Annotated in this window: 9 protein-coding genes; 4 read left to right on the forward strand and 5 right to left on the reverse strand. The window is 73.8% G+C overall.

The features are described from left to right. Nucleotides 1-69 precede the first annotated feature (69 nt). The 3 genes from ACWGSR_RS32365 (at nucleotide 70) to ACWGSR_RS32375 (ending at nucleotide 2,515) form a co-directional block, all read left to right on the forward strand. A complete protein-coding gene (locus ACWGSR_RS32365; protein WP_376243544.1) occupies nucleotides 70-468 on the forward strand; it encodes a nuclear transport factor 2 family protein in 399 nt (132 codons plus the stop codon). 166 nt (nucleotides 469-634) lie between these two features. Next, nucleotides 635-1,915, forward strand: coding sequence for a PP2C family protein-serine/threonine phosphatase (locus ACWGSR_RS32370; RefSeq protein ID WP_453571965.1), 1,281 nt, complete (start codon nucleotides 635-637; stop codon nucleotides 1,913-1,915). A gap of 78 nt (nucleotides 1,916-1,993) precedes the next feature. Continuing rightward, on the forward strand, nucleotides 1,994-2,515 hold the full coding sequence (locus ACWGSR_RS32375; RefSeq protein ID WP_453571967.1) for a GNAT family N-acetyltransferase: 522 nt from the start codon (nucleotides 1,994-1,996) through the stop codon (nucleotides 2,513-2,515). On the opposite strand, the gene ACWGSR_RS32380 is transcribed toward ACWGSR_RS32375, so the two are convergent. The 4 genes from ACWGSR_RS32380 to ACWGSR_RS32395 all read right to left on the reverse strand — a co-directional run bounded on the left by ACWGSR_RS32380 (nucleotide 2,512) and on the right by ACWGSR_RS32395 (nucleotide 9,306). Further along, nucleotides 2,512-3,255: a class E sortase gene (locus ACWGSR_RS32380; protein WP_376247219.1), complete on the reverse strand. Its 744-nt coding sequence runs from the start codon at nucleotides 3,253-3,255 to the stop codon at nucleotides 2,512-2,514. The genes ACWGSR_RS32375 and ACWGSR_RS32380 overlap by 4 nt on opposite strands. A gap of 177 nt (nucleotides 3,256-3,432) precedes the next feature. Next, entirely contained in the window at nucleotides 3,433-4,524 is a 1,092-nt protein-coding gene (locus tag ACWGSR_RS32385; protein ID WP_376247216.1) for a DUF1996 domain-containing protein, read from the reverse strand. Nucleotides 4,525-4,663: 139 nt separating this feature from the next. Beyond that, nucleotides 4,664-6,832 carry a discoidin domain-containing protein gene (locus ACWGSR_RS32390; RefSeq protein ID WP_453571971.1) on the reverse strand — a complete coding sequence of 723 codons (2,169 nt, stop codon included), beginning with the start codon at nucleotides 6,830-6,832 and terminating at the stop codon, nucleotides 4,664-4,666. Between the two features lie 281 nt (nucleotides 6,833-7,113). Beyond that, nucleotides 7,114-9,306 (reverse strand): discoidin domain-containing protein, encoded by a 2,193-nt coding sequence (locus ACWGSR_RS32395; protein WP_453571974.1) that lies wholly within the window; start codon nucleotides 9,304-9,306, stop codon nucleotides 7,114-7,116. 190 nt (nucleotides 9,307-9,496) lie between these two features. Here ACWGSR_RS32395 and ACWGSR_RS32400 point away from each other — a divergent pair, with 190 nt between their 5' ends. Next, on the forward strand, nucleotides 9,497-10,516 hold the full coding sequence (locus tag ACWGSR_RS32400; protein WP_453571978.1) for a LacI family DNA-binding transcriptional regulator: 1,020 nt from the start codon (nucleotides 9,497-9,499) through the stop codon (nucleotides 10,514-10,516). A gap of 42 nt (nucleotides 10,517-10,558) precedes the next feature. Here the strand turns inward: ACWGSR_RS32400 and ACWGSR_RS32405 are convergent, their stop codons facing one another. Further along, the gene (locus ACWGSR_RS32405; RefSeq protein WP_453571981.1) at nucleotides 10,559-11,572 is read right to left on the reverse strand and encodes a phosphotransferase family protein; all 1,014 of its coding nucleotides are present in this window, start codon (nucleotides 11,570-11,572) and stop codon (nucleotides 10,559-10,561) included. Between the last annotated feature and the right edge of the window lie 21 nt (nucleotides 11,573-11,593).

Below are 11,593 nucleotides of genomic sequence, written 5' to 3' on the forward strand. Positions count from 1 at the left end.
GAGGGGTGATAACCCGGAGTTGGTGACGCCCCCCAGAATCCTGCACCGAGAGTGAAAGGGGCTCAGCCGTTGAACCTCCACGACGACACCACCATCGGGCTGCCGGGCCAGGTCGACCTGGTCACCGCCGCGGGCGTCGACCACGTCCGTCTCGTCTACGACTACCTCGACGCCGGCGACCTGGACGCGTGCGCCTCCCTGCTGCACGACGGCGTGGTGTTCGAGCTGCCCGGCATGCCCCCGGTCCGGGGCCGTACGGCGGTCCTGCGCGCCCGGCTCGGCCACACCCCGCCGAGGGGCCGCCACGAGATCGACCGCCTCGTCGCCCAGAACCGCAGCGTGGTGGCCGCCGGCCGGTGCGTCGACCCGGACGCCGGCGGGCGGGAGCTGCACTTCGTCGACTTCTTCAGCATCACCGACGACGGCATGGTCCTCGCGTGCACGCGGTACTACCACGTGGCGCCCTGACCGGACCGGGGCGGGGCCGGAGGGAGCGGGCCGAAGGTCCCGGGCCGGAGGTCCCGGGTCCGGAGGCCTTGGGTACCTGCCGCCGGGTCCCCGGGCGGGTGGAAGGTGGGCACGACGGCCCGATGCCACGCGCGACGGCCCCGGAGCCCCAGGAAGGAGCGGCGAGGTGCACGGATCCCCGGACACGAACCGGACCGGACCGGCCGACGCGGCCCGTACGACCCGTACGACCGGAGCGGCCCGTACGACCGGAGCGGTCGACCGGGCCGGTACGGCCGAATCCGCTCGCCCCGCCCGCCCCGCCCGCCCCGCTCGCCGCGGCCCCCGCCGCCCGGCGGAGTTCCGTTACCTCCTCGGCCGGGCGCTGCCCTTCCTGGTGCTGGTGGCCGCCCCGCTCGCCGACGTCCTCACCGCGCCGGAGGAGCGGTTCGACCGTTTCCTCGTCGCCGCCCCCGCGCTCGCCGCGGTGACCTGGGGCGCCCGGGGCACGCTCGCGGTCGGCGCACTGGCGATGGGGGCGACCGCGCTGCTCGGCGTGGGCCGGGGCGATCGGCTCCTCCCCGCCCTCCTGGCCGGCCAGACGGTCCTGGCCGTCGTCACCCTGGCCGCGGCCCTCTCCAGCCAGGCCCGCCGGCGGCGGGAGGTGGAGCTGCGCCGGGTGAGCGAGGTCGCCGAGACCGCCCAGCGGGCGGTGCTGCGCCCGCTGCCCCGGCGCCTCGGCGGCGTCGAACTGCGGCTGCTGTACGAGGCGTCCGCGGCCGGCGCGCACGTCGGCGGCGACTTCTACAAGGCCCTGAAGGTCCGGGGCGGCGTACGGATCATGCTCGGGGACGTCCAGGGCAAGGGGCTCGCGGCCGTGGAGGCCGCCTCGCTGCTGCTCGGCTCCTTCCGCGAGGCCGCGTACACGGCCCCCGGTCTGCCCGCGATCGCGGAGCGCCTGGAGGCGAGCATGGCCCGCTACGCGGAGAGGGCGCCGGAGTCGACGGCGGCCGACCGCTTCGCGACCGTCCTGCTCGCCGAGATCCCCGACGACGAGCCGGTCGTACGGCTCCTGAGCTGCGGCCATCCGGCTCCGGTCGTCCAGCGCGGCGCGGTCGTGCGCACGGTCGAGCTGTCCTCGCCGTCCGTGCCGATCCACCTGCCGGTCCCGGTCGACGCGCCCTTCACGGTGGACGAGGTGCCGTTCGCCCCCGGCGACCGGATGCTGATGTTCACCGACGGCGTGAGCGAGACCCGGGACCGCCACGGCGCCTTCTACCCCCTGGAGCGGCGGATGCGCGGCTGGGCGGCCGAGCCGGCCGACCGGATCCCGGACCTCCTCAAGGAGGACCTGGCCCGCTTCGGCGCCCACGGCCTGGACGACGACACGACGGCCGTCCTCGTGGTCCGGAGCGAGGCCGGGGAGGAGACCCTGCCGTCGCACGAGGAGCACCTGATCGGCGTCTGAGGGCCCCGGCCCGGCGCGGGCCGCGCGGGACCGCGTAGGGTCGGCCCGCCCGGACACCGAACCCCCGAGGAACGCGCCATGGACCTGCTGCCCTTCACCGCGGAACACGCCGCCACCGTGGCGGGCTGGCCCGCCTCGCCCGAGGAGGTCCTCCTGTGGTGCGGGCGTCGGGAGTTCCCCGTGACGGAGGAGACCGTGGCCGGGTGGCAGGAGGACCCGGAGGTCCACGGGTACCTCCTCGTCGAGGCCGAGGACGGGACCGGGACCGGAGCCGGGGCCGAGGCCGTGCTCGGGTACGGCGAGGTGTGGACGGACGCCGAGGAGGACGAGGCAGAGCTGGCGCGCGTCGTCGTGGCCCCGGCGGCGCGCGGCCGGGGCGTGGGGCGGGTCCTGGTGGGGGCGCTCCTGGAGCGGGCCCGCGACGCCGGTTTCGACGACGTCTTCCTGCGGGTCCACCCGGACAACGCCGGCGCGCTGCGCTGCTACGAGGGGGCGGGCTTCGTCCGGGTGGACCCGGAGGCGGCCGCCGAGTGGAACGCCGTCCAGCCGGTGGCGTACGTGTGGCTCACCTGGCCCGCGCACGTGGCGGACATCCCCTAGGGGCCGTTCGCGGACGGGCGGGTGGCGACGAGGACGCCGATCTTGTCGATGCGGTGCTCCGGGTTGCCCAGGGCGTCCCGCCAGTGGTTGCCGGCCGCGTCGTCCTCGGGCGTGGCGCAGGTGGAGAGGGTGATCATCGCCCGGGTGGGCCGCTCGCCCGGCTTCCCGGGGACCGGGGCGCGCTGTTCGGCGAGGGAGGCGGCGGACCGGAAGGACGTCGAGCGGGTGTCGACGATCCGGTACTCGTACACGGCGTCGTCGGCCGTCACGACGACCGTGTCGCCCTCCTCGACCTCGGGGAGCAGGCGCAGGGGTCCGCCGGCCGAGAGCCGGTGCGCGGTCACGAGGTAGTTGCCGACGTCGCCCGGTCCGGCCCCGCCCCGGTCGCCGTGGGGGCTCGCCGCCACCCCGCGGTCCTGGATCCGCGTGCCGGCCCGGTCGTCGCTGGTGCCCTCGTACGGGAGGACGGGCAGGTCGGCCACCCCGATGGACGGGATGTCCAGCTCGGCGCGGCGCGGGCGGGCCTCGGGGACGGGCGAGGGGGACGGCGCGGCGGGGGCGGTCGTCGCCGTGACGGGGTCGGTACGGGGAGTGGCGGAGGGGGCCGTCGCCGGCTCACCGACCGTGGGCGGGGCGGTCGTGGCGCCCGCCGGGCCGTCCGGGAGGGGACCGCAGCCGAGGGCCACGAGGGCCGCCGCGGCGGTCGCGACGGCGAGGCGTGTGCGACGGGTTCGTGTCATGGGGGACGAGCCTTCCGGTGACGACGTGCGGCTCACCAAGGATTGTCCCGTAAAAGGCGCCCCGGGGGTACTGGATCATGCGCGGGCCCCTCCCCGGCCGCACGGGCACGGCCCGGACGCCGTAGAACGGGCGTCCGGACCGTGCGAGGATCGTGCGCGGGTCGTCGGGTCATCGGATCAGGGCAGGCGGTGGTCCTCGTTCAGCACGACACCGCGTTCGGGGCGGTACAGGTCGAAGCCCCGGGTGTCGCACTGCAGGCCGCCGACGATGCAGTGGTCGACCAGGGCCTTGAGGGTGCGCTCCTCCCACGCGTTGAAGAAGTCGTAGTGGAAGGAGTAGCCGCGACCGCTGGCCAGGCGGACCTGGCTCATGTCGCCGTTGACCGGCCACGCCATCTTGAACTCGATCATCGGCAGGGCGACCGGGTGGGAGGCCGGGCACATGTTGTCGTTGGTGCCGGGCTTGACCACCGGGTAGGCCATGTGACTCTGGTGGTTCGGGGTGTCGAGGTACTTCCCGTCCCAGCAGCTGGGGGCCTGCATGCGCAGGTTGAGCTGGACGTCGGGCCGGCTCGGACAGTTCGCCGGGATGTCGGTGTTGAAGAAGCTGTCACCGCACTCCCAGCCCTCGACGAACCCCTTGTGGGACCGGAACTCCTGGGCGGTCTGCATCGGGTTGCCGACGACGAACCGCAGCCCCTTCGGGAAGGGCCGCACGCTCCGGTAGTCGGTCACGCCCGCCTTGTAGTAGATGACCTGCGGGCCCACGGGCAGGATCTTCTGGTCGCCCTTGTAGAGCGAGGGCATCCAGTACGCGGAGGCGTCCGCGGGCGCCTTGCAGGTGGTGTTCCCTCCGTAGAGCGAGCCGGTGGTGCTGGCGGCGTTGGTGGAGGTGTTGCCCATGAACGTGTGGTCGTGGGACTTGCCGAACTGGCCCGGGTAGACGATCGGGTCGTCCGGCGCGGTGTGGGTGACGGAGCAGCCGGCCTGGAACTCGTGGTGGTAGGCCGGGGGCGGGGTGGCCGTGGACGGGACGACGCCGGTGACCTGGGGTACGGCCGGGATGTAACCGTCCCCGTCGGCGTCGTCGCCCGAGGCCTGCGTGGAGGCGGCCATCCGGTGGCCGGTGTGGTTGGCCGCAGCGGCGACGGCGGAGGGGACGCCGGGCGCCGGGTCGGAGGCCGAGGCCATGGTGCCGATGCCGAGGGCGCCGGCGATGAGGGCGGTGCTGACGAGGAGTACGGAGAGCCGCTTCGGACTCGATCTCATGGGGATCTCCTGCCCGTGGGGGTGGTTTCGCGTGAACGCGAGGACGCCACGCGACTGGTGTGATGGGTCCCGTGCGGTGGTGCCGGGGCGGCGGGGCCGAGCGGCGGGCCCCGCCACCCGTCATGGGGGTCCGGAGCCGTCAGGCGTAGACGCCGAACTCGTGGAGCGAGTAGCCCCAGCCGGTGCCGCGCGCGGTGAGCTGGAGCTTGACGTAGCGGGCGGTGGTGGCGGTCTCGATGGTGTCGATGTCGCCATTGCCCGTGGTGGTGGTGTGGACGGTGCGCCAGGTCGTGCCGTTGTCGGAGACCTGGACCTCGTAGGACTTGGCGTAGGCGGGGTCCCAGACGAGCTGGAGCCGGTTGAAGGAGCGGACCGAGCCGAGATCGACCTGGATCCACTGCGGGTCGCTCCAGTCGCTGGCCCAGCGTGTCCCAGTGTTGCCGTCGGTGGCGTTGGAGGCGGGGCAGGGGCAGTCGCCGTAGGAGGCCTGGGAGGAGGAGGCGGTGGTGGGCCTGCCCAGGGCGATGTTGGTGCCGGTGACGGGCGGGGCGACGACCTTCACGGACTTGGTCTCGATGCCGGCGTTGCCGCGTCCGTCCTCGGCCTGGACGTAGACCTTCCACACGCCGAGCTTCTCGGGCGCGGTGACGGCGAAGGTGCCGTTGCCGGTGGAGCGCCACTGCGCGTCGACGAGCCGCTTGTCGCCGTTGGCGTAGTTCCCGCTGAGGTAGATCTTGGGGGTGACCGGGTCGCCGTCGGGGTCGCGGATGTCGGCGCGGACCGTGAACTCGCGTCCCGCCGGGGCGGCGGAGGCCGGGCTGACGGTCATGTTCGTGATGACGGGCGGGGTGTTGTCGCCCGTGGTGGAGCCGGTGTAGGCCTTCTTGACGGCGTAGTACGAGAGGCGCTTGAGGCCGTCGGGGAGGAGGTTGAACCAGACGCCGCCGAAGTCGTGTTCGAGGCCGTAGTGGAAGAGGGTGGCGCCGAGGGCGACGCCCCGGTGGCCGGTGACGCAGTTCCAGGCCTTGGTGTAGCCGTCGGCCTTCTGGACGTCGGTGGGCTCGTCGGGGACGCCGTTGGCGTCGTCGGGGACCTCCCACTCGCCGGCGGGGCCGCCCTCGGTGATGAGGTACGGCTTGGTGTAACCGCCCTGCTGCCAGTCCCGCTGCACGTTGCAGACGTCGCCGTAGGAGTTCATCGAGTACAGGTCGAGGTCGGGCGCGTTGCGCTTGTAGTACGGCCAGGCTCCGGTCCAGGCGTCGGTGGAGGTCACCGGGTGGTCGGGATCGATGGCGTGGATCCTCTTGGCGACGTCGTTGACGAAGGTGGTGTACGCGTTGCGCTGGGCTTCGAGTTCGGCGCCGCCGTAACAGTTCTGCAGGCCGAGGACGGACTCGTTGCCGACGTTCCACATGAGGGTGGCCGGGTGGGACTTGTAGGTGTCGACCCACTTGGCGAACTCGGTGAGCATGGTGTTCTTGTAGGCGGTGTCGGTCACGTAGTTGACGCAGCCACCGGATCCCGGTCCGCCGCCCGGCTGGAGCCAGAAGCCGTTCATCACCTTGAGGCCGTTGGCCGCCGCCGCGTCGAGCAGGGGCTTGCTGGAGGCGTCGGTCCCCCAGGTCCGGACGGTGTTGACGCCCATGGACCTCAGGTCGGGCATGTGGCGGGGGGCGTCGGCCATCGACGGGCCCCAGGTGAGGCCCTTGACCGTGTACGGCTGTCCGCCGACGGTCAGCTGCCAGTTGCCCTGCGAGCCGGTGACCCGGACGGCGCCGCCGGGGCCGGGCTGGGTGGTGCCGCCGTTGCCGTAGACGCGGAACTCCCAGAGGGAGTAGCCGTATCCGGTGGCGCGGGCGACGCCCTTGAGGCGTACGTGGCGGCCGGTGCCGGAGAGCGTCAGGTCGTCGGTGCCGCCGTCGCCGGCGGTGACGGACCTGACGGTGCGCCAGTCGGTGCCGTTGTCGGAGAGCTGGATGTCGTAGGCCTTGCCGTAGGCGCCCTCCCAGTTCAGGACGACGCGGCTGACGTCCGCGCTCGCGCCGAGGTCGATCTGGATCCACTGGTCGTCGCTCCACTGGCTGGCCCAGCGGGTGCCGGTGAGGTCGCCGTCGACGGCGGCGGACGCGCCGTAGGCGGCGCCCTCGGTCGAGGAGGCGGTGGCGGTCTTCCCCTGGGAGAGGAGGGTTTCGGCGGCAGTGGCGGGCGCCGCGGTCAGGACGGTTGCGGAGGTGGCGAGGAGGGCTCCGAGGGAGACGAGCGAGGCCGTGGTGCGGGCCCGCCTCCGTGAGGTCGGGGCGGTGGTCATGGGGGCTCCTGGACGGGTGGTGGAGGGGGTGCCTTCCGGGCGGCGCGGCGGGGACCTGGAACGCCGCCCGGAAGGAGTGGGGGGCCGGGGCGCGCCCGGGGGGGGCGGCCCCGCCGGGCCCGCAGGGGGAGGCGACCACCGGGGGCGGCCCCGGGGGGGGGGCCCCGGGGGTGGGGGGGGGGGGGGGGGGGCGGGGGGGGGGCCGGGGGGCCCCCCCCCCCCCCCCCCGGGGGGGGGGGGGGGCGGGGCGGGGGGGGGGGGGGCGCCCCCGGGCGGGACCGTCAGGGGAAGGAGACGACGGTGGACGGCACGGTGGAGGTGCCCGCGGGGATGGTGGAGGCCCCGGTGTCGTTGATGACGTGGTTGTAGTGGCCCATGCCGCCGAGGGACACCACCAGGAGGCTGTGGAACTTCACCCCCGGCTTGACGGGTGCCTTGAAGCCGTGGTCCTGGACGATGGTCGGGTCGACGTTGTAGTTGCAGTAGCTGCCGAGGCCCCACGCCTCGTGGGTGTTCACGGAGTCGTCGACGCGGTAGGCGGCGTAGCCCTTGGTGGAGCCGTTCTGGATGGCGGCCTGGTTGGGGGCGTCGTACGCCTTCTCGTTCTGGTAGAAGATCGTGCGGCCGCGCTCGCCGTACCACTCGACGTCGTACTTGTTGAAGTGCTCGACGAACAGGCCGGTGGCGAGCACGTCGTCGCCGTTGACCCGGACGCCGTAGTCGGCGCGGTTGGTCTCCCAGCCCCAGCCCTCGCCGTGGTCGGCGCGCCAGACCCAGGTGTGGTCGATGATGGCGTCGTCGCTGTTCACGACCATGCTGGTGGTGGCCTTGCCGGCGCCGGCGCCGCCGATGCGGATGTACACGTCCTGCACGGTGGTGGGGTTGGCGGCGTGGTCGGCGGAGGAGTTCTGCGGGCCGAGTTCCAGCAGGGTCGAGGAGTTGACCGGGCCGGCGTCGATCAGGAAGCCGGCGAGGCGGACGCCGTCGACGTCGGCGACCTTCATCGCGGTGACGCCGTTGTCGGGGATGATCGTGGCGAGGCCGAGGCCGAGCACGATGGTGTTGGCGCGGTTGACGTTGATCGTCCGGTCGACGTGGTAGACGCCCGGGGTGAAGAGCAGGTGCAGGCCCTGCTCCAGCGCCTGGTTGATCGTGGCGGCGGTGGCGCCCGGCTTGACCACGTAGAACTGGCTCAGCGGGATGGACTCGCCCTGCGGGGCGCCGTTGGCCCAGCTGGTGCCGCGCGCGTTGGTCCGCTTGGCGGGCGCGAAGACCTTGTACTCGTTGCCGTCGAGGTAGAGGTAGGGCTTCTCCCGGGAGATCGGGGTGGTGTCGAGCGTGGTGTAGCGCGGCTCCGGGAAGGAGGTCGCCGGTGCGCCCTGGACGCCCGAGAAGGTCTGGTTCCAGACGCTGTTGGACCAGCCGCCGATGGAGCTCTCGCGGGTGTACCACTGCTGCTGCGAGTAGTTCCCGACCTGGCCGTCGATCTTCGAGTCGGCGATGTAGCCGCCGCTGGCCCAGCCGTAGCCGTTCGGCGCGAGGTTGAGCCCGCCCTTGACGTGCATGCGGCGGAAGGAGGACGCCTGCGAGACGGCCCAGCGGTTGGTGCCGTTGACCGGGTTGAGGGTCAGGCCCTCGGCGCCGCGCCAGAAGTTCTGGGTGGCGTTGCCGTTGAACCAGCCCGCGTCGACGGTCACGTCGCCGTTGATGGTGGTGTCGCCCGGACGCAGTCCGAGGCCGGCGATCTGGGTGTAGAAGCCGATCTGGGCGTTGAGGCCGTTGTACGTGCCGGGCTTGAAGAGGAAGGCGTGCCGGCCGGAGCCGAACTGGGCCGACTCCTGCTGCTGGAAGACCTGGTCCAGCTTGCCCTGGATGTTCGGGGTGGAGGGGTCGATGACGTGCACGTTGGGGCCGAGGTCGCCGCCGCCGGGGAGGGTGGGCCCGGTGGTGTCGGTGGTGCCGTACACCTGGAACTCCCAGAGGGAGAAGCCGTATCCGGTGGCGCGGGTCGCGCCGTTCATGCGGATGTAGCGGCCGGTGCCGGAGAGGGTGACGTCGTCGGTGCCCCCGTCGCCGGCGTTGACGGTGGTGACGGTCCGCCAGTCGGTGCCGTTCTCGGAGGCCTGGATCTGGTAGCTCTTGCCGTAGGCGGCCTCCCAGCGCAGGGTGGCGCTGCTGAGCGTGGCGCTGCGGCCGAGGTCGACCTGGAGCCACTGGGCGTCCTGCCACTGGCTGGCCCAGCGGGTGCCGAGGTCGCCGTCGACGGCGGCGGAGGCGGAGAAGGCGGCGCCTTCGGTGGAGGAGGCGGTGGCGGTCTTCCCCTGCGAGAGCAGGGTGGGGGCCGCTTGGGCCGTCGTCGCGGGGGCGAGGGCGAGCAGGCCGCCGGCCAGGGACGCGACGAGTGCGCCGACGGTGGCCCGTCGGACGGCTGGGGCGGGACGCCGGAGGACCGGCGGGGACCCGACGGAGGACATGGGTCTCCTCTGGGATACATGGGGGAAACGTGGGAGAGCGCTCTCCGAAACCTTGCCCGCAGGGCGAGTTGACGGTCAAGGCGTGTGACACGACTTTTCTTTTGGCTTTCATTAAGTCACGACACGGATGGGTTCCGGCCGGACCCGGTCCGTTCCCCCACCGGACACGCGGCACCGTTAAAGTGCGGAGGTGGGGAATCGAGTACCGACTCTGGAAGACGTCGCACGTGAGGCGGGGGTGTCGCGCGCCACGGTGTCCCGGGTCGTCAACGGGGTGCGGAACGTGGCCCCCGACATCCAGCGGAGCGTGCGCGACGCCATCGCCCGCACCGGCTACGCGCCCAACCAGGCCGCCCGCTCCCTGGTGACGCGGCGGGCCGGGGCCGTCGCCCTGGTGCTCTCCGCGACGGACGGGGCCTTCGCCGCCCGGGTCTTCTCCGACCCGTTCTTCGGACGCGTCGTGGACGGCGTTCTGCCCGTGCTGCGCGAGCGCGCGATCCAGCCGGTGCTGCTCGTCTCCGAGTCGGAGCGGGCCAGGACCCAGCTCGTCGAGTACCTGCGGCAGGGGGCCGCCGACGGGGCGCTCGTGGTGCCGCTCGACGACGAGGACCCGCTGCCGTCGATGCTCGTGGCGGCGGGCCTCCCCACGGTCCTCTTCGGCAGGCCCCGCGGCGGGGAGCGGTGCGGCTTCGTGGACCTCGACAACGATGCGGGGGCGCGGCTGGCCGCCGAGCACCTGTGGGCCGCCGGACGGCGGCGCCCGGCCACCATCGCCGCGCCGGTCACCGCCCCCGCGGCGGCGGCGCGCCTGGACGGTTTCCGCCGGGCGTTCGCCGCCCGCGGCGTGACGGACGTGCCCGTCGTACGGGGCCTCTTCTCGGTCGACAGCGGCCGGACCGCCATGGCCGAGCTGCTGGCCGAACACCCGGACGTCGACGCGGTGTTCGCCGCGAACGACCTGATGGCCCGGGGCGCCTGCGAGTACCTGCGCGAGCGGGGCGTGGACGTCCCCGGCGCGGTGGCCGTCGTGGGCTTCGACGACTCGGTGGTCGCGCGCGGGGCGCGGCCCCGGCTGACCACCGTGCGCCAGCCGGTGGAGGGCATGGCGGCGGCGATGGCCGGGCTCCTGGTCGAGGAGCTGGAGGGCGCCCGGACCGGGCCCGCCTCGAAGGTCTTCGAACCGGCCCTGGTGGTGCGCGAGTCCGCCTGACGGGTCCTGGGGCCTGTCCGGCGGATCAGGGTCGGGTGGGTCCTAGCGGGCCAGGGCGTCCAGCACGGCGAGCTGTTCCGTGACGCGGCCGGCGGACCAGGTGTCGAGCCAGGTCGCGAAGCCGCCGTCGTAGGCGCGGGGGACGGCCTCCACGCGCATGACGAGGGCGAGGTGGACCCGGTAGAGGGCGAGCCGGATCCGGGCGCCGGTGCCGAGGGCCGGGACGGGCGCGACGGAGCGGTAGCCGGCCATGAGGTCGGGGTCGTCCTCGGCCGTGCCGAGCGGGTCGAGGCCGACGAGTTCGGCCAGGGGGTCGCCGAAGAAGGCGCGTTCGCCGTCGATGAGGCCGGCCAGGCGCCACCCGTCGTCCCCGGTCCTGCCGAGGAGGACGTTGCCCTCCCAGGCGTCGAAGTGGACGAGGGCGGGGCGGCGGACCTCGGCGAGCCGGCGGCCGAACCTCAGGGGCAGGCCGGCGAGGTCCCCGGCCGGGGCGGGCAGGGTGACGCCGAAGCGGTGCGCGTCGGCGAGGACGGCGTGCAGCATGGCGGTGAAGGCGGTGGGCCAGTCGGGGGCGGAGAGGCCGGCGGCCGGGCGCGGGTAGCCGTGGGCCGGGCCGGTGACGGAGGCGATACGGGCCAGGGCCTCCCCCAGTTCGCGGCGGAGCGCGGCGCGTTCGGCCGGGGCGATCCGGTCGCGGGCGGCGTCCCAGGTGGTGCCGTCGAGGTGGGAGAGGAGCAGCCACTCGGCGGGGGTGCGGGGGCCGGCGGGCTCGTGGTGGAGGACGGCGGGGACCCGGACGCCCGCGCCGGCGGCGAGGCGGTGGAAGAGCGCCTCGGTGCCGAGGAGGCCCTGCTCGTACGTGAGGGAGGGGGTCTCCGCCGGGGGCGCGGTCTTGAGCACCAGGCTCCGCCCGTCGGCGAGTTCGAGCAGGCGGACGGAGTTGTAGAGGCCCCCGCCGAGGGCGGTGTCCCGGACGGCGGTCACCGGTCCGAGGGCGTGCCGCAGCCGCCCGGCGGCGTCGTCGGTGTCGCTGCCGGGCTCCGGTGGACGGGACACGGGCGCTCCTTGCGGGGAGGA

It is taken from the genome of Streptomyces sp. NPDC055632 (assembly GCF_053618675.1).

Excerpts from the sequence above, each read along its gene's own strand:
- ACWGSR_RS32375 (WP_453571967.1), top strand. The coding sequence starts at position 1,994 with ATGGACCTGCTGCCCTTCACCGCGGAACACGCCGCCACCGTGGCGGGC.
- ACWGSR_RS32380 (WP_376247219.1), bottom strand. The coding sequence starts at position 3,255 with ATGACACGAACCCGTCGCACACGCCTCGCCGTCGCGACCGCCGCGGCG.
- ACWGSR_RS32385 (WP_376247216.1), bottom strand. The coding sequence starts at position 4,524 with ATGAGATCGAGTCCGAAGCGGCTCTCCGTACTCCTCGTCAGCACCGCC.
- ACWGSR_RS32390 (WP_453571971.1), bottom strand. The coding sequence starts at position 6,832 with ATGACCACCGCCCCGACCTCACGGAGGCGGGCCCGCACCACGGCCTCG.
- ACWGSR_RS32395 (WP_453571974.1), bottom strand. The coding sequence starts at position 9,306 with ATGTCCTCCGTCGGGTCCCCGCCGGTCCTCCGGCGTCCCGCCCCAGCC.